Below are 23,408 nucleotides of genomic sequence, written 5' to 3' on the forward strand. Positions count from 1 at the left end.
GAGGCACTGCCCCCACAGTCTCAATCCCATCTAATTTGTAGATGAGATAGGCAGGCACAGAGGCACTGCCCCCACAGATTGAATTTTACCTTCCCCCAACAGTAATTCCATCAACTTTGATGTGGGGTTGTCCGACGGTGACGTAAACGCTGCCGCTGACGGAGCCGCAGAACCCGGCGGCGAGTCCGATATCGTTGGAAGACATGGAAATATTGTTCATAATTTCCGTCGCCTCTCCGATCAATGTCGCACCTTTTAGGGGTTTTGTCACTTTGCCATTTTCGATCAGATAGGCTTCCTGAACGGCGAAGTTAAATTGTCCCGTATCGCCGACGCTGCCGCCGCCCATTTTCTTGCAGTATAAGCCGCGATCGATGGATGCAAATAGGTCATCAATTGAATAATCTCCGGGGGCGATATAGGTATTTCGCATCCGACTCGCCGCCGCATAGGTGTAGTTTTGCCGGCGTCCGCTTCCGGTTCTCGGGTGTCCGGTTTTGCGTTCCCCGCCGCGATCGCACAAAAAGTTTTTCAACACCCCATTTTCGATCAATAACGTCCGCTGGGCGGGCATTCCTTCATCGTCCATGTCGATGGTTCCGAACTCTTTGTCCGACAATCCCTCGTCCCAGGCGGTGAGGTTTTCGTGGGCAATTTTCTCCCCTTTTTTCTCTGCGAATGGCGTCGTTTTTGTTTCGATCGCCGTCGTTTCCAACAAGTGGCCACAGGCTTCGTGAAAAATTACCCCGCCGAACTGATTTGCCATCACCAAAGGATAGCGTCCCGACTCCACATAATCCGCATACAGCATTTGCCCCGCCGACTCTGCAATCTCTTCGGCATCGGTTTCATAATCCCAGGTCCGCAACCCGTCCGGACGGCTGGTATTTCCGCCCCGCTTGCTGATGGAACAGCGATTTTCTCCGTCGGCACACAATAGGAAAGAAATCTGAGATTGTGTCAGTCGCACGTCCCGGGCAAAGGTGCCGTCGCTGGCGGCGACCATCACTTCTTGCCAGTCTCGAAAATAAGAAGAACGCCGGGATTGAACGTGGTTCGCTTTTTTCAATAATTGGGCGTTTGATGCCAACAAAATATCCCCCATTTCTTGCATTGAACTGCATTCAGACAGCCAATTTTCCTTCTCTTTTTTGGTGGCATAATCCCGCAAAAATTCTAAATTAATGGGGGGGATGAAACCGACAGGGGAAGGAAGTTGCAACCCGAGAATTGACAGAGCTTTTTCTAAGGCTGTCCGTAGTCCGGCGAAGGACAGATCGTTGGTACTTACATAGCAATCAGCCTTGCCTTTAAAAACTCGAATTCCAGCCCCGAGGGAGAGGCGGGGAGATACGCCAGTAATGCGATCGTCTTCGGCCAAACAACTCAGAAAATTGTTGCGTTCTAGAAAGAATTCGACCAGATCGGCCCCCGCAGCCCGCCCCAACCCCAGGAGGGTTGAGAGCGGGGCTTCCCAACTCTCGTCAAAGCGATCTAAGAGGGGGGAATAGGTGAGGTCGGGGAGTTCTTTTGTTAGGAGCAGTGTACTGTTTTGCATGGATGATATTTATGGCTATCTACTGATTTAGTGTGACGGTTTTGTTGAATGGATGTCAAGCGGTAGCACGGGCATCTTGCCGGTGTCCACAAGCTAGAAGCTTGTGGGACGCGGTTGACAGAATTTTTCGACGCACCGGACGAACATTTCCACCCCCATTCCGAGGGCGGTTTCGTCGAAGTCGAAGCGGGGGTGGTGGTGGGGGTAAGCCAAGCCGCGATCGCGATTTGCGGCTCCCAGGAAGAAGTAACACCCCGGCACTTCTTGCAGGAAAAATGACATATCCTCGCCCCCCATCGTCTGGCATTCCGGCACGACACCGGCCGGCGTTTCTACGACGGATTCGGCGACACTTCTCACCAAATTTGCCATCGATTCATCGTTGATGACGGGGGGATACAGGGAATAATAACTCAAGTCATATTCCGCGCCCTGACCCTGACAAATTCCGGCGACAATTTCCTCGATTCGCTTTCCGAAATATCCCTGAAATTTGGGGTTGAAATATCGCACCGTCCCTTTCATCGTCGCCTGTCCGGCGATGACATTGTGGGTGTGTCCGGCGTGAAAGGAACCCACCGTCACGACGGCAGAATCCAAGGGATCGACATTGCGGGAGACGATCGCTTGCAGGGCATTCACAATTTGAGAACCCAACACGATCGCATCCACGGTTTGATGGGGCATCGCGCCGTGTCCGCCCTTGCCGAATAGGGTGCATTCAAATAACTCCACCGCCGCCATCAACGCCCCCGAGCGCACCCCGACGGTTCCCAAGGGTAAATTATTCCACAAATGCAATCCAATTATCCCATCAACATCGGGATTTTTCAACACCCCCGCCTCGATCATCGGCTTGGCTCCTCCGGGACCCTCTTCGGCGGGTTGAAATATCAATTTAATTGTACCACAAAAATCGGGCAGATGTCGAGATAAATAATAAGCTGTTCCCAGAGCGATCGTCGTGTGTCCGTCGTGTCCGCAGGCGTGCATGATCCCGTCGTGACAGGACTTGTAACTGACCTCATTTTCCTCCTGAATCGGCAGGGCATCCATGTCCGCCCGGATCGCCAGAACCGGCCCCGGCTGCCGGCTTTCAATGGTGGCGACGATCCCGGTTTCCGCAATATTGGTTTGGTGGTCGATGCCCCAATTCCTCAACTGGCGGGCGATAAATTCCGCCGTCAACTGTTCCTGAAACCCCAATTCTGGATGTTGGTGGAGGTGCCGCCGCCACTCGACCAATTGCGGCTGTAGGGTGCGGATATCGGCTCGAATTGGCGATAAATTAACGGAACTTTGATTCGGGACAGTTGCAGTCATAGATGATTCAGAATTTAGGGGGAGCGATGATTGAAGTTTTCATTCTAACAAGTTTCAGCAAAACGGACATCTCGCCCGTTCTTGTCCAAATCAATCAAAATTCGTGGCGATCGCGTCCCCCTTCCGCGATAAACTGATCGAGGCGGGGATCTCGGCAATTCCTGGCGAGGAGAACCGTTGCGATCGCTATAGGTCCCATTCAGATCGATGTTACAATACTGGCAAATTTCTCTAATTTCCGCACTGTGGCTGGGAACCGTCCTCCCCACCCCTGTCGCCTCTGTCCCCCCGTCGGCGGTTCCGTCTCCCCTGGAAATCGCCCAAAATGGCGGAGTCAAAATTGACCGAATGCGACTGATCGAAGATGAGACGCTGACGGCGGGACGCTACACCGTCGAAGGCCAACTCACCAACACCGGTTCCGACGCGATGCGATCGCTGCGGGTGATTTACCGCCTCTACCGACAGGAGGGCGATCGCCTGGTGGAAGTGAACCGCAACGAAGCCACCGTCGCCCCCGCCGTTTTGCAACCGGGGGGAACCGGGAAATTTGGGCGAGCTTTTGCGGAACTCCCCCACGTTATTTTCATTGAAGCGATCGCATCCCCCGAGGGGCGCACCGAGGTCAACGAGTGCTATGCTGACAATCTAGAACGGCGTCAGATCTGCCGCCGCCAACTCGACCCCGTAGAAGTTTATCCTTTGTCGCGATCGTAATCAAATTTCAATTGTTGGTTATAATCAATGGGCAAGTGATGATCGATGGGCAAGCACAGAGGCTTGCCCCTACAATTAAAATCTCAAAATCTCAAAATCTCAATTATTGGTGGGGGCAACCGTCTCCGGTTGCCAACGGTTACCATCAATTAGCCAGTGACAATCCATGGGCAAGCACAGAGGCTTGCCCCCACCATAAAAATCTCATATTGGTTATAATCAATGGGCAAGCACAGAGGCTTGCCCCTACCCTGAAAATCTCATATTAGTTATAATCAATGGGCAAGCACAGAGGCTTGCCCCCACCATAAAAATCTCATATTAGTTATAATCAATGGGCAAGCACAGAGGCTTGCCCCCACATCTTTATAAATGATTTTAAACCCTGAAATCCAATTATCAGATATGGCTGAACTTTACCCCCCCATCGAACCCTACGCCGAAGGACAATTGCAAGTCAGTTCCTTGCACACCCTCTACTTTGAACAGTCCGGCAATCCCGAAGGTCAACCCGTCGTCGTCCTCCACGGCGGGCCGGGGGGCGGCTGTCTGCCCGATTATCGCCGCTATTTCGACCCCGAAAAGTGGCGGATCGTGATGTTTGACCAGCGGGGATGCGGCAAAAGTACCCCCCACGCGGAATTAGAAGAAAATACGACTTGGCATTTGGTGGCGGATATCGAACGGCTGCGAAATCACCTCGGAATTGAAAGCTGGGTGGTGTTTGGCGGCAGTTGGGGGAGCACCTTATCGTTGGCCTACAGTCAGACGCACCCCGATCGCTGCAAGGGGTTAATTTTGCGGGGAATTTTCATGTTGAGAAAATCCGAACTGCAATGGTTTTATCAGGAGGGAACCAGCCACATTTTCCCCGATGCCTGGGAAGAATATATCAAACCCATTCCCCCGGAAGAACGCCACGATTTTCTCTCCGCCTACTACAAACGCCTCACCAGCGATGACCCGGAGGTGAGGTTGGAGGCGGCGAAATCCTGGTCGATTTGGGAGGCGAGTACCAGCAAGTTATTCCCAGATCCCAACTTGATGGCAAAGTTCGGCGATCGCGACTTTGCGACGGCCTTCGCCCGGATCGAGTGCCACTATTTCGTCAACGGCGGCTTCTTTGAATCAGAGGATCAACTATTGGCAAATGTCGGTCGCATCCGCCACATTCCGGCGGCGATCGTTCAGGGCCGCTACGACGTGGTTTGTCCGATGAAAACGGCCTGGGAATTGCATCGAGCTTGGCCGGAAGCGGAGTTTATTCTAGTACCCGACGCCGGACATTCGATGAGCGAACCGGGGATCGCCAAAGCGTTGGTGGAAGTGGGCGATCGCTTTGCGAGTTTGTAGGGTTGACTCCGAAGGGCCAGTCGGCTAGAATCGGAAAAAGTGAAGTTGAACGTATGGTTATCACAACATTCACGAAAAAAGCGATCGGGGTCGGTTTAACTGTCGCATTGTCAACCTTGGGAATCCTGCAAGACGCGATCGCCCAGTCTACCGCCGTTCCCATTACCCGGATCGTATTTCCCTCTCCCGGACAGGAAACCCGCGTCGCCAATTTCGTCGTCCCCGATCGCAATCCCAGGCAGACATCCGCTTACGGAGGGCAATTGAGTCGCTATGACGTGCATATTGCCAAAATGTTTGAAATTACCCACCACGAATGTCAGGAAAGTGCGAGTTCCGGCCAACCTTTAGACATCATTATTTGGCGATATTATGCGGGGGGCGGAGATATCAAAATGGGAGCCTACGGCATCAACTGTCAAGAGGCGAGAAGGGTTGCCAATCGCTACGGTTTAGGACAACCCGAACCGACCCGAATCACCTATTACAGAGTAACTCCGACCGTCAATATCCCAATTTTAGATATTACCGGTTCAAAAGTCGGTCAATGGCAAAGTTTTATCCGAACACTCCGAGTTGAAGGGATGGATTAACCCATTCAATTTAAACGGGCGATGGATTGTGAGGATGTCGGTTAAAACCCATAATTTCTCCGTGTCCTCTGTGCCTCTGTGGTAAAATTGTTCGAGTATTTTAATCGATTAACGTAGTGCCATACCTACCAATCTCCCTCAAAAGATAGACCCCGAACGGAAATAATTTAATTTTTTCTACCAATCGTCAGACGAAAGCGCGATCGCACCTCCTCTACCCTAAAAACAAAAGCATTTTTAATCGGTAGTATCAGAGACTCATACAATCATGATCGATCGCACCGTCAATCTCATCCGCCAAAACGCCCGCCCCATCTCCGAAACCGCCGCCAACGACGACGCCTTGATGGACTTTATCGGCGACGCCAACATCGTTTTGATGGGCGAGGCATCCCACGGAACCCACGATTTCTACTACGAACGCGCCCAAATTTCCCGGCGTCTCGTCGCAGAAAAGGGCTTTTCCGCGATCGCCGTAGAAGCCGACTGGCCCGACGCCTACCGCATCAACCGTTTCGTCCGGGGAATGGGGGAGGATCTCACCCCCCGAGAATCCGTCGGCGACTTCCGCCGCTTTCCAACTTGGATGTGGCGAAATACCGACGTCCTGCACTTTATCGACGGGTTGCGCCAACATAATGATAATTTACCCGAAAATAGTCGCAAAGTCGGATTTTACGGCCTAGATCTTTACAGCCTTTACACCTCCATCGCCGCCGTCCTCCAATACCTCGATCGCGTCGATCCCGAAGCCGCACAAAGAGCCCGAGAGCGTTACAATTGTTTCGGGCAGTTCGGCGAAGAACCCCAGGAATACGGTTTCGCCACCGCCTTCGGATTGACCAAATCCTGCGAAGATGAAGTGGTGAATCAACTGTTAGAATTGCAGCGTCAGGCGGCGGATTACGCCCAACGAGACGGCAGCATCCCGGAAGATGAATTTTTCTACGCCGAATGGAACGCCCAAGTCATCAAAGATGCCGAGGAATATTATCGGGCGATGTTTCGCGGACAGGTTTCCTCCTGGAATTTGCGCGATCGCCACATGGGGGAAACCCTCGATCGCCTGATCGAACACGGAGCTCGGGAAGGCGAACCGATGAAAGTCATCGTCTGGGCCCACAATTCCCACCTCGGCGACGCCCGGGCCACCCAAATGGGCGATCGCGGCGAACTCAACCTCGGACAACTCGCCCGGGAACGTTACGGAAATGAGGTCGTTTCCGTCGGCTTCACCACCCACACCGGAACCGTCGCAGCCGCCTCCGACTGGGATGCCCCGGTGCAACTGAAGCGGGTTCGCCCCTCGATGGGGAACAGCTACGAAAACCTATTTCACCGTACCCAAATGGAGCGATTTTGGCTGTCATTACAGGAGGAAGAAATCGCGCGATCGCTCGAATCCCCCCGCCTGGAACGGGCGATCGGCGTCATTTACCGCCCCGAAACCGAACGAGCCAGCCATTACTTTTACGCCAGTTTATCCCGCCAGTTTGATGCGATCATCCATGTTGATAATTCCCGCGCCGTCGAACCCCTCGATCGCATCCAACCCGAACCCGAAGATCTGCCCGAAACTTACCCCCACGCCATCTGAGGAAAAATGCCGATGAACCTGAAGGGATTTTTGATAATAGTATCGATCCTTGTCGTCGCCGCCGTCGCGGTTTTGGTGTTCTACGGACCCTATCGCTGGCAGGCCGAAACGCAGAAATTGCGGGCAAAATTGCGGGCGGGGCGATCGCCAACTGATACCGAAATCTACAATCCGGAGGCGATCGCAACCCTGCCCGACCCGGTGCGACGGTACTTTCAAACAGTCCTAAAAGACGGTCAACCCATCATTACGGGGGTCGATATCGATCACGTCGGCACGTTCAATTTCAGCGAAACCGGGGAACAGTGGCGGCCTTTCCGGTCAACTCAGCGGGTCGTCCCCCGGCGTCCGGGTTTCCTGTGGGATGCCCGCATTTCGATGACGCCGGGGTTGACCGTTTTCGTCCGCGATGCCTACGTCGCCGGTCGGGGGATTTTGAGGGCGAAATTGTTCGGTTTTTTGACAGTGATGGAACAGCCAGAAACGCCGGAATTAGACCAGGGAGAACTGATGCGATTTTTGGCAGAAGCCGCCTGGTATCCGACGGCACTTTTACCCAGTCAGGGGGTGCGTTGGGAGGCGATCGACGATACCACCGCCGCGGCAGAATTGACGGAGGGCGAGACGACGGTGCGGCTGATTTTTGAGTTCGGCGCGGACGGTGCGATCGCTTCCGTGCGTTCCGAGGGGCGCTTTCGGGATGTCGGCGGCGAGTTGGTTGCGACTCCTTGGGTCGGACGTTTTTGGGATTACGAATTGCGGGACGGAATGATGATTCCGCAACGTGGCGAGGTGGCTTGGCTGCTGTCGGAGGGGCCGCAACCTTACTGGCGGGGGCAGATTCGGCGGATCGAATATGAATACAGCGGTTTTCGCTCGAATGAGAAACGGATGATCCCCCTAAATCCCCCTTGAAAAGGGGGACTTTGAATTGGAAGGTGTACCTCATTGACTTGAAAATTTCTGTATTGATAAACTGACTATAATACAAGTCAAATTTATATATTTTAAGTTTCTTTATTGTTCAATATTTCCAAGTCTCGTTGTCAGATAATCTTCTAAATCTAAAGGACAGGGTAGGCGAGGAGCCAACCATTCAACGAGATTGTTAAGATTGATCTGCGAACGGATTTTCAGCTTTATCTTTTCAGCTTTTGCATCTTGCTCAAGTCTGTTTATAAATGCTATCAAACACCAGAGTTCTTGTTTTCCCCGCAGCCAAACTTTTGTCGGCAAAGCTTCCAGTTCTTTGGTAGCCGAGTCAATGGCTGTATGATCCGGTTGGATGTTGACATTGCAGACTCTCGCCAGGTGGGTCAATATATCCGGTTCCCAATTTAGAATAATTTGATAATTTGGATTGACAGTTATTATCGAAAACTTTATATTGTTACTGTTTGGTTTTTGCCCCGATCGCCGGGTGGCCAAAAGCCACGCCATCCACGGTAAGAATATGAGGCGATATTGTTCCTGAAATTCTCGAAACTTTTCACAAGCGATCGCGATCGCACGATTGGATGAATCCAAACCCCAACAGTCCGTCAAAATAGCCGCAATTGCCGTTTCTGAAACGAGATAATTCTCGATGGAGTAGTGTGGGGTGACGAATAAGCCTCGCTGGGTTGTGATTCCCCGAGTTTCTCCGATGAGATCGTCATGATCTTTATCAACAAAAAACATGAGTCTGGGATTGTCTGGAAATCGTTGTTCTAGATAATCATAGGCATTCAAAACTTCTTTTTTATTTCCCAATATAATCGTTTGGACAGATAAAGCTTTCGCCTCGGCTACTCGTTGAACGTTGACTCTGATGAAAGAAGGATCGTCCCGACCTTCGAGAAAAATGTAGATCTCCCTACCATCCGGTCTGAAGCTCATGAGAACTGTATTTAATTTTGCTTGGGATGTTTTGGGTGCGGCTTTCAAAGCATCCAAGAACGATGACATTTTCAACTCTCCCGGATAAACTCACTGATAGAATGTGCATATTCCGCCAGTGAATTTTCAAACACGAAAGGTGAATGGGTCACTGCGATTAAACCGGAACACTTTCCCGTATCTTTCAAGTCTTGCAGAAACCGGCGTTGCCAGGGCACAGATATCGACAATTCCGGTTCATCAATCACGACAAAATATCGTTCATAGTCACTCAAAAAAATGTGAGAAAATAATGAGATGATCTGTTTTTCTCCCGAGGACAATCCTGGCAACGGAACTTCAGAAACTTCATTTTTTTCTCTATTTTTTCTGGTGACTATAAGTTTGAATTCAGTCGGATTAAATTCCAGTTCTTTATTGCTGAGATACTGGTTGACCAAATTGACTAACTTTCGGATCGAACTTTCCTTTTCCTGTTGACGCTTGTGAATTTCAACCAAACGAGTTAAAAAATAAGCGGGTACACGTTGGTCTTCAGATAGGTTTTCATGAGATTTAACATCTTCAAGTAAATTTCTCAGTTTATAGCGGTCGTCTTCCGAAAGGATATTTCCAATTCGAGGTAGCATCAAATCTATAGTTTGAGAAAATTCCTCAGTAGCCAGTTGAGAAGCATCAACATTTTTGTAGTTGTTGCGTATAATATCACCCAAATAAGATCCTGTAAGTCGATTGAGTTCATTGCGGAAATTTTGGTCTAAGTCTGACAAAGTTGAGTCAAATGATCGAATTACATCTTCCATCCCAAATTCGACAAGTTCAATGTATGCAGCCTGATGCTTCTTACGATAACGGCTCCTTTTAGAGAAAGATAAGAAATCATCAAAGTCTCGATCAGGGAAAACATCTCTCAGTTCTTTTTCAATTCTACGATAGGTTGGCAAAAATAAAATTTGTTCTCGGTCACTGGATTGTACCGTTTCAGCAAGACTCTCTGCAACTTTTGTTGTTTCATTCTCCTCCAAAGAACTAAATCTCGGATTGAGTTCAGCCAAATCTCGTAAAGCTGCAAAGTGTATTTGAGGGAAGTTGCTTTTAATTGCTCTCAAATCTTCAGTCCCTTGCGATGATGACCAATATTCTGAAGAATTTTCAGCCAGGTCATCCAGAAGAGTGTTGAAGTCGTTTTCGGTTAGCTTGCGGTTAAAATAATCGAGAATAACAATTTTTTTACGCCCAATATCTCTCTGGGAACTCGGTAGACTGGCTCTTTTTAGCGGATATTCATCGTCACCAATCGTAATGATACAGGACTCGAAAGGAAGCTCTTTCAGACGCTCCCACTGAGCGGTTAACGTATAATATATCAAGTTGATCAGTGTACTTTTGCCCGATCCGTTTTCACCGACCAGGATCAAAGTATTATCTTGAATGGGTACATCCAAATCGTAGGCATCAAAGAGACGCTTTACTTGGACTCGCTTGAGATCGATAGACATTTTGTTTTCCTGGGGTGTTGGTGAACAACTCAAACTCAACCGTTATCCCAAAATCATTATATCATCAGATCATACTTTCGGCTCGACCGAGGAACACAACGAGAAAATATATTGTCAACGATCGCACCCAATAAATTCATCAATCAATTTCGCCGTTATTTCCGGTTTTTCTAAGTGGGGTGCGTGACCGCAATTGGCGATCCATTCCAACCGCGAACCCGCAATATCCCGTTTAAACGCGATCGCATCTTCCGTCCCCAACGTCTCATCCCTATCGCCCCATAAAATTAAGGTCGGTTTGTCAATTTGGGAAATGCGATCGCGCAAATTAAAATAACCGCCGCTGCGGGTAAACGAGGCGATCGCTTCTTTCCATCCCGGCATATCCATGTGAACGCAGACGCACCGCATCGCCTCGATATCGCGAGAATTAATGCCAAAAAACGAGCCGAAATTCAACCCCGTCAGTTTCCGCTGTCGCCAGAATTCGACCGCCACATCGTCGAAGGGGTAAACCAAAAATTGCCCCAATTCAAACCCGCCGTTATAACCCACGCTGTCGATTAATATCAATTTCTGTACCGCTTCGGGATGGGTGAGGGTAAAGTCGATCGCCGCCGCCCCTCCCATCGACGCGCCCACCAAAATCATCGGTTTTTTAATTAACGTTTTCCAACAATGATAGAGGTGGGTTTTTAAGGCCTGCGGAGAGTAGGATAAATTGGGGATGCGATCGCTGAATCCGAATCCGATCAAATCCAATAGCCAAATATCGGATAATTTTAAATGGGGGACGAGGCGGGAAAATTCCAAAAAAGAACTGTCGAAACCGTGTAAGAAAACGGTGGGAACCGCACCGCGATCGCGGCGGACGTGAGCCGTTTGAATGGGTCGGGACGATAAAGGTGTGGCGATGGGGATGCGCCGAATATCTCGGGCGATCGCCACCATTTCGGGTTCCCGGAGTTGGCGGATCGAAGAGGGAAGGAACGGAGGAAAACTGATTTTATCAATTGTCATATAAAAGCGATTATTTTGATGAAGTCTACTCCCAATCATCGACCGATGATTGGTGCTATGAGAAAAGGGAATTGATTCCCAAGCGGTGCGGAAATCCAACCGGATTGCATATCAATTATGGCTCCTCCCGAATTACAGCAATTTTCAAGTCAATGAGGTATACTTTCCAATTCAAAGTCCCCCTTTTCAAGGGGGATTTAGGGGGATCGTGCGGTTCTCATTCGAGCAAAAACCGCTGTAAGGGATTAACTCGATTTCAAAAACCGCCCAATCCGCCGCCAATTTCCGATAACGTCGCCTCCATCAGCGGCTGCGTTTGCCCCGAAACGGTGAATACTAGCGCTTCCCGATACACCCGCCCCGCCGGACGATCGCTCAAATTTGCCGCCCCCGCCGATACCGTTACCGCCGCGTGGGCGCACCGCACCGCCAAAGCGATCGCCCGCGCCCGCAATTTCACCTGTTCGGAAAAGCCGTATTTTTCATCTCCAATGATTGCGTCTAAAATTGCCGCCCGACAGTTTCTCAATTCTTCGCCCAGAGACTCCGCCGCCTCCCGAATAAACGGAAATCCCCGCTTTTCAAAGGCCGTTTCCACGATATCCAGCCCCGCCCGGGCGCACCCGAGCGCGAAAAAACTCGCCTGCAATACCTTTTTTTTGTCATTCTCTTCGATCCACCCCACGGGTTGCACCGACACCACGCGATCGCCCGATAAAAACCAATCCTTCAGCGTCACCGCCACCGTATTTGTAGACGTCATCGCGCACAGGGACATCGGGGCACCGATTGCGATCGCGCCCCCGTTCTCTTCAGTTTCGCGAAACGGAACCACCCCGAACACCGCCCGCCCGTCCGGCAACGTCGCCGCCGCGATAAACGCTTCAAAAATCCCCCATCCCGTCACCCAGGGAACCGTCCCGTCGAGCCGGTAGCCGCCCTCCACCGGAACCGCCCGCACCATCGGCTTTCCCGGGCGTCGCAGTTGGGAAAAACCGATCCCGACACCGATTTTTCCGTGACCCATGGCGGGCAAATATTGCCGTTGCAAAGCGGAATTGGAACTGACAGACAGCATCCCCGCCGCGCTTTGATGTTGGGTTTGCAAAAACGCCAGCGCCCCCGAATGGCGGGCGATGCATTCCTGATATCCGGCGAAAACGTCCGCCGTCACCTCCGGCCCGCCCAATTTCCGGGGAACCCGCAGCGTCAGCATCCCCAATTCTCCCAACCCCCGCCAAGCTTGACGCAAGGCTTCCGGATCGCGATCGATGTCCTGGGCGAGGGGGGCGACGGACGTTTGTAGGTAAGTTTCGGCGATCTCCAGCAGGTCTGACACGGCCAATATTAGGGTTGACGACACTTTATTATTGTGACACCCTCTCCCGATCGACCTCGGAAAACGGATCGATGCGATATAAAAGATAAGGAGTTAACCGATCGCCCCACTTCTCCTTTATTCTGGGAAAGAGCCAGATCATCCAGGGCCCCCCAGCTCGAGAGTCGGCTCCATCCCCCGGTCACGATACAGCTTGAAACGATGTCCAACCCATCCGAACCCCCCTCTTTACCATCGGCCTCATCCGTCCAGCGAGTCGCGATCGCACTGCGTCGGGCCGGGTGGATCTGTTTTTGGGTGCAACTCGTCCTGGCGGTGATTTCCGGCATTATCCTGTTCTTTGCTGCCATCGCCAGCCAAGCGTCGCGTACCCCCGTGGCGACTTCCGGCAGCGGGGGCGGGTTGTTCTTTGCGGTGCTTGGGTTGCTGGTGTTGGGGTTCAGCACCTATCGCGCCTACGGTTACACCCGTTTATCTCAAAAGCTGCGATCGCCAGGACCCGCACGCCCCTCCCGGGCCGATACGATCAAGCAAATTCGCATCACCTTAATTAGCAATTTGGTGGGGATGACCCTGACGTTGGTGGCGGCGGAGGCGATCGGCGGGATCTTGCTGGCCAAAGCCGTTTCCCAGCCTTCCTCCCAGGCGGTTTTCGGGGCTGGGGCGTTGCGGGACTTCATCCAACCCATCGACCTGTTCGTTGTCCTCGCCAGCAATCATACCATCGTCGCCCACTTTGCCGGGTTGGTCGCCTCGATTTGGCTGATCGACCAAATTTACAAGCAATAGAAAAGGGGGATAAAAGATCCCCCCGATTAGCCATTAACCTGAGAAAGCTTTGACGACAGCGATTCTCTTCCCCGCCGCGTCTAAATTTCTTCCATGTCGATATAGAGAATTTCTCCGTCTTCGACGACTTCGGAGATGTGGGTGACGCGGTATTGCGTGCCTTTGGGGACGAGAATTTCGCTTTCGGCATACAGGGCCGAGAATTCTTGGATGGAGATGCCGGAGCGATTATTTTTGATCCGCATCATGACGGGGTGGCGGGAGGATGCGTAATCTTCGGCGACGAATTCATCGGAGGTGAAGCTAGTCATGGAGTCGATCGCATAACCGCCATTTTCTTGTAGGTTTTTCAGGAAAGCTTGCAGTTTTTCGAGCTTGCAGAAGGGGATGCCCCGGTAAAGCATTCCCCGATAATGGGGCATTCTTTTAATAAAATTATTGACGACTTCGACATCGCGATCGCTGCCGCCTTCCCGCTCGATCTTTTTGATTTTAATAAAACCGGACATGGTAAATTTGGAGATCGTGTTGAGGGCGACTTCCGCTTCGGATTCCGTCATCCCCGTCAGGGTTTCGACTTTATTTAAAAGGGTTTTATCGATGGCGGTCAGGACGTGGCTCATTGTATTTTCCTCCTCATTCTTGTCTGTGAAATCTGTGGGTTGGTGAATTTTTGGACAAAAAACCTCTCCGTCTTACCGTTTGGGGGTAAGTGCGTCGGTTCAAAAGCGGACAAATGTGAATCGAGAGCCGTTCAGTCTATTTAAAAATTTGAGAAATCAAAAATTGATAATTGATGTTTTAAACAGTTCTGCAGCCGGAAATTAAGGTGGGGAGTTTGTGAAGATTCGATGACATTTGGGCGGGTCATGGAATCCCGATCCTAAGAATTTCGTTGACCTCGGGGACTACCCCCGCCCGGTCTGATGAAACTTCGGTGCGATCGAAAGTTGGAAGCAACGGTGATGGCGTGGTGGTTGCGCGTCATCAGGGTCGGAGTTTGTGCTTGAGTATACATTTTTGCGGTACTCCCGTAACTCACTGATGGAATGTAGACTGACAACTTTGCTCTCTGTTTTTAATATACACCCTATTCTGTATTGGATGTTACCAAACCCGTTTTTTTTACAAAAAGTTACATTGGCGCGGAGCGACAGTCCGACGCCCCGAAATTTTGCCGAAAAAAGATAGAATTACGGGATTTTTGTCAAGTTAAATCGTGTAAATTTTCGTTGCAAAATCGGGGGTTCGATCGCCGCCGCCACGTCAAAATCGCCGGTCAATCCACTCCGGATCGTTGCGATTTCCGAAAACATTTGTGAGGGCGGGAGCCAAGAGAAAAGAGAAGCGAAGAAAGAAAAACGTTTCACTCCTCACTCCTCGAATTTTCATTCCCTTCCGGCGGATCGGTTCCCCGCCCCGCCCCGATCGCTACGGTCGAGACACCGAGAATTCGGCAAAATCCACGTAAACATCTTCCGGAGTCGCCCAGGACAGATCCCCACCCCCGAAAAAGGTCGAGAAAAAGATCCCCTCAATTTTCAACTCGTCGGTGGTGCGAAACATCACATCATCGCGATTGATCACTTGGGCTCCGTCCACCCAGAGGCGAATCCGGCCATTTTCTTGACCCGGTTCGTTCAAAACCACCTCCTGCTCGATGTGATACCAGCGCCCCGGCACGAACCGCCAGGCGCCGCGATCGATGGACGTGCCGTATTTGTCGCTGGTGGGTAGGTAGGCGTAAACCTCCCCATCGCCATCCCGACGCCACATCAACCGGGTCGAAAATCCGTTCGTCCCGTCCGGGATATTGCCCCCGCTAATTTCGTCGCCGCCGAACAATCCCGGCAACTTCCCACCCTTGACAAAATCAAAATTCTCGGAAAACCGCAGGTAATAGCTCAACCGCATGGCGTCCGCCGGCGGCATCCCCAAATCCGCCAAAAACTGGCCTCCGCCGACGGGGACTCCTTCTTTTCGGGCCACGCTGGGAGTCACCGAATTTTTCGGGTAGACCACTCTCAGGACGCGATCGAATCGGCCGCTGGGGTCGTCGATGACCTCCAGATTCTCCCACCCCCACGATCGCGAACTTCTGACCTCCCATTTCTCCTGCCAGTCCGAGTCCTCAAACCCGTCGGACCAGGACTGTGGGGCTTCCGTCTGGGCCGCTTCCACCGTCTCTCCTGTCGGGGACACCGAGGAATCGACCGGTTCGCTACAACTCCCCATCAACCCCAACAGGGTCGAACCTAAAATCAGCCGACTCAAAGCGATCGCCCATCGAGTTGTATTGCATTTCATGTAGTCTCCTTGAGATTTGACAAAAGCGGGGGTCCAAAGCCCGACAATGAATTGATAATTGACAACTCTCAATTATCAATTATCAATTCTCAATTTTTCCTTACACCCCAATTTTCACCGGTTCCGGTTTTAACAGGTCGGTGAGCATTTGAGCCGGGGGCTCCTGGTGGGGCCAGGCGAAGGCGTGGCGGAACGCGGCCCGCTGGCAGGCTTGCAGTTGTCGGAAGTCGATCACGTCCTGGGTGAGCAGGTTTTCGTACTCGAAGGGCAACCGGACGTTGTGGAGTCCGGCGTTGTCGGTGCAGATGGCGATATCCACCCCGGCTTCAAAACAGCGGTCGAACACCGCTTTGAGTTGGTGGATGCTCTCCAGAGTCCCCGTTTTCAAATAGGTGGTGGGGCACACTTCCAAACACTGGTTGTTGCGGGCGAGTTCTTTCAGGTATTCCGGATGTCGGAGCGGGATCTGGATGCCGTGGCCGATCCGCATCAGGTGGGGGAGCAGTTCGGGATAGCACCCTTCCGGGGTTTCGTAGAGGTGTCCGGTGGTGTTCAGACCCCGCGATCGCGCGTATTCGTACAATTTCACAAATTCGTCCAGGCGATCGCGGTAGTGGGCATCTCCCCCGGCCAAGTCCACCGCGCACACCCACTCCGGCATCTGGGCCGCCAGATCCACGATCGCCCGGTTCACCTCGTAGGGAAGGCGCGAGTGCATACACAGAATTTGGCTGGTAACGATGGGTGTGTCCCCGGTGCGGCTGGCTTGGCCGACAATTTTGACGATATCCGCCATGCAGTCGATGCGATCGGACTGGCTCAGGTGTTCCGGGGTTCGCAGGTACGGGGTGTAACGCAACTCCAGATAGGCCAAATTTTCAAACGTGTAGGCTCCCCGCATCAGCCGGTAGATGAAATAGGGCAGGGTCTGTTCCGTCTGCACGTGCTCCACCATCGTGTGCAGTTCTAGGTACTCATCTAGGGTGTTGCGCGGCTTGGTGTAAAACTCCTCGAATTGGCAATACTCCGGAAATTGTCCGGCTAAATTGCGATCGTGGCGTTGGAAGTAGCGCCACAGGATGCGGGGGACGACGGAACCTCCCAGATGGCGGTGTAGCTCGGCGTGTAAAGGCATAGGAATATTCTCTTGAACGCTAATAAATAGTTGGGCGGTGTCGGCGGAAACCGACCGAAAACGCAATTCAGATCGCGATTCGATCTCGGCTGCTGAATTCTTTCAAGTGTAACAAAACTTAACGCTTTCCGGGGTTGACATTGTTGGGGTTTGCGGTATGGGGGCGGAGGGAGTGGAGAAGCCTCCCCCGCCCCCGAGCCCCGCCCCAATTTGTCGCGATCGATTTGACATTCAATCAATGGACATTGGATAATAGGAGTTTGTGTAAACCGTAGCTTGGCGTAAGAGTCCCTTGGCTAACGTAATCGTAATAGGAGCCCAGTGGGGCGACGAAGGAAAAGGAAAAGTTACCGATCTCCTCAGCAAATCGGCCGATGTTGTCGTTCGCTACCAAGGGGGGGTGAATGCGGGTCATACCGTCGTGGTCAATGGCCAGACCTTTAAATTGCATTTGATTCCCTCCGGGATCTTGTATCCGGATACCGAGTGCATCATCGGTTCCGGGACGGTGATTGACCCGAAGGTGCTGATCGGAGAATTAGACCAATTGGCGGATCTCGGCATTTCCACGGAAAAACTGATGATCGCCCAAACTGCCCACGTGACGATGCCCTACCACCGCCTGATCGACCAGGCGTCGGAGGAACGTCGGGGGACTCGCAAAATCGGGACGACGGGTCGGGGCATCGGGCCGACCTACGCGGACAAGTCGGAGCGCACGGGCATTCGGATCATCGACTTGATGGACTCGGAGAGCCTGCGATCGCAGCTCGAATGGACGATCAATTATAAAAATGTCCTCCTCGAAAAACTGTACAACCTCCCGCCCCTCGACGCGGAGGCGGTGATCGAGGAATATCTCGAATATGCCGAACGCCTGCGTCCCCACGTTGTCGATGCCTCCCTCAAGATCGACGATGCGGTACGGAAACGGCACAATATTTTATTTGAAGGGGCCCAGGGGACGCTCTTAGATTTAGATCACGGGACTTATCCCTACGTCACCTCTTCCAACCCCGTGGCGGGGGGGGCCTGCGTGGGGGCGGGTGTGGGTCCGACGATGATCGATCGCGTCATCGGCGTGGCGAAAGCCTACACCACCCGGGTGGGCGAAGGGCCGTTTCCCACGGAAATGGTGGAAGGGATCGGACAGGTGTTGCGCGATCGCGGGGCGGAATTCGGCACCACCACCGGACGGGAGCGACGCTGCGGCTGGTTCGACGCCGTGATCGGCCGCTACGCGGTGCGGATCAACGGTCTGGACTGCCTCGCCATCACCAAACTCGACGTATTGGACGAATTGGAAGAAATCAAAGTCTGCGTCGCCTACAATGTGGACGGCGATCGCTGCGAACACTTCCCGAGCGACGGCAACAAATTTGCCCGCTGCGAGCCGATTTACGAAACCTTGCCCGGTTGGAAACGCTCTACCGCCGAATGTCGGAGTTTGGACGACCTGCCGAAACAGGCCCTCGACTACCTGAAATTTTTGGCGGAATTGATGGAGGTTCCCATCGCGATCGTCTCCCTCGGCGCGAGCCGCGACCAGACCATCATCGTCGAAGATCCCATCCACGGCCCCAAACGGGCGCTGTTGGACGCCGACGGCCAGCCCGTGGACACCAAAGCTTAACTTTCCTCGATTTTCGAGGGGTTGGAGCGAATTTAAATGGGGTTTGAGAAGGGTGCGTGCGCTCCCTAAAACCCCCAGTTTTTCGGGGATATGATAAAATTTCACCGAACGGCGATCGCCCGCCTTTTACAAGTCAAAAGTCAAAAGTCAAAAGTCAAAAGTTAAAAGTCAGACTTTTTGAGAGAGAGATAGAGGGAAACTTTTGCCTCATTCCTCACTCCTCACTCCTCAAAAGTGGGGGCTTTTGACCCGATTTTTGAAACCACAAATGGCGGCGGGATGACTGAAAAAAATGTAGTGAATTGACAGGGAAACTCTGATGGAAATTAAAGTCGAATGTAAACAGCGCCCGGAAGGGTCGAAACCGAGAGCATTGCGCCGGGAAGGCCTGATTCCCGCCGTCCTGTACGGCCACAAGGGTGCGGAGTCGGAAGAACTCACCATCGATGCCAAGGCGGCGGAAAATCTGCTCAAAAAAGGGGCCGTCAACCACACCCTGATTCAACTCGACATCCCCGACCTGTCCTGGAGCGGGAAAGCCCTGCTGCGGGAAATTCAAACTCACCCCTGGAAAGGATTTCCCTACCACCTGAGTTTCTTCTCCGTGGCGACTCAGGACAGCGTGGAAGTGACCATTCCCCTCAACTTTGTCGGCGAACCGGCCGGCGTCAAAAATGAAGGCGGAATGCTCGACGGGGTGATCACCGAAATTCAGGTCAACTGCAAGCCGGGAAATATTCCGGAGAGTATCGACGTGGACGTTTCGGCTATGAACGTCGGAGATGCACTCCACATCCGCGACTTGCAACTTCCCGAAGGCGTAGAAGCGATCGCGGAACCCCAGCAACTGGTCGCCTCGATCCTGCTTCCGAGAGGCGCCGCGGCGGAAGGAGAAACGACCGGAGAAAGCGAACCGATGGTCAAAATGACGGGCGAAGTTTAAGTGAACTGGGGGGAAAGAAACAGCTTCTTCCCCCTCCCCCCATCGCCCCCTAACCGCCGACCACCGATTCCAGGCGATCGCGGTAGGATTCAGATAACCGGGGGCCGCGCACTTGCACCACCTCGGAGCCGAGGTAATTGCCCCAGCGGGCCGCTTTCTCGGCACTCAAACCGTTGGTGAGTCCGTACAGCACGCCCCCGGCGAAGGCATCCCCCGCCCCCACCGTATCGATGGGTTTCACCGGAAAACCGGGGACGGGGGTGATGGTTTTATTTTCCACCAGAATGCACCCTTCCCCGCTGTTGGTGACGAACACCCGGGGCGCCAACTCCGCCATCTGGCGGGCGCAAGCTTCCAGATCGGTTTCGCCGCACAACCGCCGAACTTCGTCCGCGTTGCAGAAAATCACGTCGGCGTATTCTGCCGACAGGCGCTTCAACTCCGCCCCGTGCCGGTCCACCAAGAACAGATCCGAAAAGGTGAGCGCCACTTTCACCCCGTTCGCCTTGGCGTATTCGAGGATCTCCAGACAGGCTTCCTTGGCGTCGGGGGAGTCCCACAGATAGCCTTCGATGTAGACGTATTTGCAGCTTTTCAGTTGCTCGAAATCGATGTCCGTTTTGGATAATGCGATCGCAACCCCCAAGTTGGTGCACATCGTCCGTTCCGCGTCCGGGGTGGTAAGCACCAGACAGGTTCCCGTCGGTCCGGAGTCCGTCGCCGCGGCTTCGACTCCAAATTCAACCCCGGCGGCGATCATATCTTGGTGGTAAAACTCGCCGTTGGTGTCCGCGCCGACTTTCCCCGCAAAATAGCCGCTGCCGCCACTTTGCGCGATCGCGATCATGGTGTTGGCCGCCGACCCCCCGCAGCGCAATTTCAGCGCCGAATTTTCCAACTCTTGCAGGAGGATGCCCTGTTTGTGGGCGTCCATCAAGGTCATGCCGCCCCGGGCGAGTTCGTGGGTGATCAAGAAATCATCTTCTACAAATGCCAAAATATCGAGTAGGGCGTTCCCCACGCCGAATACATCTAAAGATTTTACGTCCTGTTTGCTCTGAGCCATTTGGATTTATCTGCGCGATCTGTCATTCAACACCCCATGATATCAGAGTGGGGAGATGCCGGAAATTGCCCATAAGTTTTTGGGAGACTTGAATGGCAAGCCCGTTGGCATCGGAGTCGGTTCGTTCCCACCCTTCCCATCCATTGCCATTCACTCCATTTTGGTCTATCGTCCGGGTGAAGACAATTCTAGCTGCTGCAATGAATTATTCTGACGCTCTTGCTTCACTGAAGAAGAAATACCCAAATTTGGCTGTTATTGAAGTCTGGGCTAACGTCCTTTATTTGCGGATGAGTCAGGGACGGTGTGTTTTTCATTCCAAAAAGGGGATGGTTTTTTCCAATTTGGAAGTGGGTACTTGGGTGTTGGCGGCTGAGAATGAGCGGGAAGCAAAACAGTTATATAAGAAAATTGCAATTCAGTTGCATCCTGACAAGAAGTCCGGATGCAAAGACAAGTTTATTCAACTAAAAAAATGTTACGAAAATTATGAAACAATTAGAGCTAGACTTGGGGCTGAATACTCAGAGCGATCGGAATACTTGTACTACAAGGAACAAGACGAAGAATGGTTTAGGGAAACTTACGGCAGTTACGAAGAGTACGTCAAAAGGCGTCGGGAACAAGACGAGTACGCCCGCCAACAAGTCGAAGAACTCGGCGTACCATTTTGATGAAACTAGCCGGAAAACTTTGGCGATAAGACCTCGATTTGAAAAGGATTACCAAATAGTAAAAATTTGACGAAACCATGGGAGTTGAAGTTCAAAAGGTTCAAATACAAGCCTCGGGTTTTAGTGAGAAATTATGCACAATTAATGGAGTTTTTGGACAAGAATTTAGAACCCACCGAAATTGGTGCTTTTGAGTTGGGCAGGATGAGGCGAGATGTTCCTTTGCTGTATGAGGGACATTCCGCGCTGCATGAAGGGCAAGATGGGTGAATAGCTGAAATTTTCTCCATGCAACTCTATATGCGTTCCCCCCCTGTTACTGACTGATTTAACCGAGATGTGAAGAGTCGGGGAACGCACCCGACAAAACTACAACTTTACTGCAACTCCTTCGTCCCCTCCAAAACCGGATTCAGGTCGAACCAACTGCCATTTTCGTCGCAATATTCAAACACAAATAAACTCCGCAATAACGTCTGATATTCCTCTTCGCCGCGGACGGATTTTGCCGTCGCCACCTGTTGCAAAAGTTGCCACTCGTCGGCGGTGATGGCTTTCCCCAACTCGTTGCGTCGTTCGCTGAGGACGCGATCGATGAGAGAGCCGCTGAAGGGCGGATCGTCTTTTTGCAGGCAATTAAATAATAAAATCAGCAGGTTGCGGACGTGGCCGCCGCTCATTTTGCAGAGGCGATTAAGGGTTTCGGGACTGTCGAATAATTCGGGGATGCGGGCGAGGCGTTCTTTTTCTTCTAACTCGGGAAAAGCCCGCGCCAAAACCATCTGTCTGAGCCGATAAATGCCAGCTTCGCAGTCGCCGCCCTCCCGTTCTTTCACCCGCACCATCGGCAACAATTTGGCGTGGGAACCGAAGCGGTTACTGATGGCTTCTTTATCGTTGGAAAAGGTCAGGATCAGGGGGATGGTGTAGACGACGTGGCAGCGCAATTTGTTGAGTTGTTCGCCGCGCTCGACAAATATATATTCGGGTTGGGTGCGATCGCCAAATTTGGGTTTGTTGTCGATGCGATCGAGGTTGTCTACGATCACCACCAAGCCGGATTGACCCTTTTCTTTCAGTTGTTGTTGGGCTGGTGCGATCACTTCTTGATTGATGGCTTCGATGATATTATTGACTCGCGGTTCCAGGTGTTGGCGCAGCAGGGCGCGGACGTCCTTGGAGTCTTTGGCTTTGGCGGTAATTTCCCCGATGCCGAAGGCGAGGGAAAAGCTTTCCGAGTCCGTGCGGACGCCGACGTCTCCCACGAAGGGAATGTTGCCTCTCAAAGCGGTGATGTCGGCATTGAGGAGGTTTGCCGCACCCTGGAGGAGACTTTGAAAGCGCTTGGGTTGCAGGGAAATGCCGCTGGCTTCGAGACTCTGGGACACTTGGCGGGCGATCGCCAGTAAAATATCGCTGATATCCACATCCGCCATATCCAGATCTTGGGAAGACTCGAAATAGACGACGTGAAATTTTTCCGCCTCCAATTCCGTCTTCAACCGGGACAGTTCGGTGGATTTGCCGCAGCCGATGTGTCCGGTAAAAAGCTGGCAGGTGGGTTCTGCGAGGGAAAAGGCGATCGTCCGCTTCAGTTCCCGAATCACATTGGAACCCCGCACCGGCGCAAAATCAATGTAGTATTGCCGATCTTCCGGGTTCGCCATGTTGAGGGTGTAGCGGGGATTGCAGGCCCGAAAAAACTGTCCGAGATTGAGGGACATCCGAATATTCTCCCGACAACTGTTTGATTCTCTTTCCCATTCTCCCCTTCCGGCACCCGTTCTGGACGGGGGAAAATTTCAGGCTGACGGACGGCAACCGTCAAAATCGTCAGGTATGGGGCGGCGCGTGGGGAATAGGGAATAGGGAATAGGGAATAGGGAATAGGGAATAGGTGAAGTGAAATCACGTAAAACTCCTGGGAGGGTTGGAAGCTCCGTGATTGATCGCGGAGAGGAAAACCGACTCAAGCGGCTTTAGC

At 52.3% G+C, this 23,408-nt stretch carries 20 protein-coding genes; 9 read left to right on the forward strand and 11 right to left on the reverse strand.

The window, feature by feature from the left end:
• Nucleotides 1-85 precede the first annotated feature (85 nt).
• The gene (locus tag AC0QHF_RS03665; RefSeq protein ID WP_324702828.1) at nt 86-1,558 is read right to left on the reverse strand and encodes a TldD/PmbA family protein; all 1,473 of its coding nucleotides are present in this window, start codon (nt 1,556-1,558) and stop codon (nt 86-88) included.
• Between the two features lie 93 nt (nt 1,559-1,651).
• Nucleotides 1,652-2,881: a M20 metallopeptidase family protein gene (locus AC0QHF_RS03670; protein WP_324702829.1), complete on the reverse strand. Its 1,230-nt coding sequence runs from the start codon at nt 2,879-2,881 to the stop codon at nt 1,652-1,654.
• A 207-nt stretch (nt 2,882-3,088) separates the two neighbouring features.
• Here AC0QHF_RS03670 and AC0QHF_RS03675 point away from each other — a divergent pair, with 207 nt between their 5' ends.
• From AC0QHF_RS03675 to AC0QHF_RS03695, 5 genes are all read left to right on the forward strand, one after another.
• Nucleotides 3,089-3,598 carry an FxLYD domain-containing protein gene (locus AC0QHF_RS03675; RefSeq protein ID WP_324702830.1) on the forward strand — a complete coding sequence of 170 codons (510 nt, stop codon included), beginning with the start codon at nt 3,089-3,091 and terminating at the stop codon, nt 3,596-3,598.
• Between the two features lie 405 nt (nt 3,599-4,003).
• Entirely contained in the window at nt 4,004-4,951 is a 948-nt protein-coding gene (gene pip / locus AC0QHF_RS03680; RefSeq protein WP_324702831.1) for a prolyl aminopeptidase, read from the forward strand.
• A 53-nt stretch (nt 4,952-5,004) separates the two neighbouring features.
• A complete protein-coding gene (locus tag AC0QHF_RS03685) occupies nt 5,005-5,544 on the forward strand; it encodes a hypothetical protein (RefSeq protein ID WP_324702832.1) in 540 nt (179 codons plus the stop codon).
• Between the two features lie 268 nt (nt 5,545-5,812).
• Complete coding sequence (locus AC0QHF_RS03690; RefSeq protein WP_324702833.1) at nt 5,813-7,141, forward strand: erythromycin esterase family protein; 1,329 nt, start codon at nt 5,813-5,815, stop codon at nt 7,139-7,141.
• A 12-nt stretch (nt 7,142-7,153) separates the two neighbouring features.
• Nucleotides 7,154-8,056 (forward strand): DUF6920 family protein, encoded by a 903-nt coding sequence (locus AC0QHF_RS03695; protein ID WP_324702834.1) that lies wholly within the window; start codon nt 7,154-7,156, stop codon nt 8,054-8,056.
• A 102-nt stretch (nt 8,057-8,158) separates the two neighbouring features.
• Here AC0QHF_RS03695 and AC0QHF_RS03700 read toward each other — a convergent pair whose 3' ends face one another.
• The 4 genes from AC0QHF_RS03700 to AC0QHF_RS03715 form a co-directional block, all read right to left on the reverse strand.
• Nucleotides 8,159-9,088 (reverse strand): DUF4435 domain-containing protein, encoded by a 930-nt coding sequence (locus AC0QHF_RS03700; protein WP_324702835.1) that lies wholly within the window; start codon nt 9,086-9,088, stop codon nt 8,159-8,161.
• Nucleotides 9,089-9,090: 2 nt separating this feature from the next.
• Entirely contained in the window at nt 9,091-10,518 is a 1,428-nt protein-coding gene (locus AC0QHF_RS03705) for an AAA family ATPase (RefSeq protein WP_324702836.1), read from the reverse strand.
• 114 nt (nt 10,519-10,632) lie between these two features.
• Nucleotides 10,633-11,538: an alpha/beta fold hydrolase gene (locus AC0QHF_RS03710; protein ID WP_324702837.1), complete on the reverse strand. Its 906-nt coding sequence runs from the start codon at nt 11,536-11,538 to the stop codon at nt 10,633-10,635.
• 256 nt (nt 11,539-11,794) lie between these two features.
• Nucleotides 11,795-12,877, reverse strand: coding sequence for an acyl-CoA dehydrogenase family protein (locus tag AC0QHF_RS03715; protein WP_324702838.1), 1,083 nt, complete (start codon nt 12,875-12,877; stop codon nt 11,795-11,797).
• A 201-nt stretch (nt 12,878-13,078) separates the two neighbouring features.
• Between AC0QHF_RS03715 and AC0QHF_RS03720 the strand changes: the two genes are divergently transcribed.
• Nucleotides 13,079-13,666 (forward strand): DUF3611 family protein, encoded by a 588-nt coding sequence (locus AC0QHF_RS03720; protein ID WP_324702839.1) that lies wholly within the window; start codon nt 13,079-13,081, stop codon nt 13,664-13,666.
• A gap of 80 nt (nt 13,667-13,746) precedes the next feature.
• Here the strand turns inward: AC0QHF_RS03720 and AC0QHF_RS03725 are convergent, their stop codons facing one another.
• The 3 genes from AC0QHF_RS03725 to AC0QHF_RS03735 all read right to left on the reverse strand — a co-directional run bounded on the left by AC0QHF_RS03725 (nt 13,747) and on the right by AC0QHF_RS03735 (nt 17,108).
• A complete protein-coding gene (locus AC0QHF_RS03725; RefSeq protein ID WP_324702840.1) occupies nt 13,747-14,289 on the reverse strand; it encodes an ADP-ribosyltransferase in 543 nt (180 codons plus the stop codon).
• An 808-nt stretch (nt 14,290-15,097) separates the two neighbouring features.
• Nucleotides 15,098-15,973 (reverse strand): polysaccharide lyase, encoded by an 876-nt coding sequence (locus AC0QHF_RS03730; RefSeq protein WP_324702841.1) that lies wholly within the window; start codon nt 15,971-15,973, stop codon nt 15,098-15,100.
• Nucleotides 15,974-16,073: 100 nt separating this feature from the next.
• Nucleotides 16,074-17,108, reverse strand: coding sequence for an adenosine deaminase (locus AC0QHF_RS03735; RefSeq protein WP_324702842.1), 1,035 nt, complete (start codon nt 17,106-17,108; stop codon nt 16,074-16,076).
• 292 nt (nt 17,109-17,400) lie between these two features.
• On the opposite strand from AC0QHF_RS03735, the gene AC0QHF_RS03740 reads away from it, so the two are divergent.
• Both AC0QHF_RS03740 and AC0QHF_RS03745 read left to right on the forward strand, forming a co-directional pair.
• Nucleotides 17,401-18,741, forward strand: a complete 1,341-nt coding sequence (locus tag AC0QHF_RS03740; RefSeq protein ID WP_324702843.1) for an adenylosuccinate synthase — start codon at nt 17,401-17,403, stop codon at nt 18,739-18,741.
• A gap of 319 nt (nt 18,742-19,060) precedes the next feature.
• Nucleotides 19,061-19,684, forward strand: coding sequence for a 50S ribosomal protein L25/general stress protein Ctc (locus AC0QHF_RS03745; protein WP_324702844.1), 624 nt, complete (start codon nt 19,061-19,063; stop codon nt 19,682-19,684).
• Between the two features lie 49 nt (nt 19,685-19,733).
• On the opposite strand, the gene AC0QHF_RS03750 is transcribed toward AC0QHF_RS03745, so the two are convergent.
• Complete coding sequence (locus AC0QHF_RS03750; protein WP_324702845.1) at nt 19,734-20,750, reverse strand: adenosine kinase; 1,017 nt, start codon at nt 20,748-20,750, stop codon at nt 19,734-19,736.
• A 92-nt stretch (nt 20,751-20,842) separates the two neighbouring features.
• Between AC0QHF_RS03750 and AC0QHF_RS03755 the strand changes: the two genes are divergently transcribed.
• Entirely contained in the window at nt 20,843-21,424 is a 582-nt protein-coding gene (locus tag AC0QHF_RS03755; RefSeq protein ID WP_324702846.1) for a hypothetical protein, read from the forward strand.
• A 377-nt stretch (nt 21,425-21,801) separates the two neighbouring features.
• Here AC0QHF_RS03755 and AC0QHF_RS03760 read toward each other — a convergent pair whose 3' ends face one another.
• A complete protein-coding gene (locus AC0QHF_RS03760; RefSeq protein WP_324702847.1) occupies nt 21,802-23,148 on the reverse strand; it encodes a P-loop NTPase fold protein in 1,347 nt (448 codons plus the stop codon).
• Nucleotides 23,149-23,408 lie beyond the last annotated feature (260 nt).

It is taken from the genome of Lyngbya sp. CCY1209 (assembly GCF_055795065.1).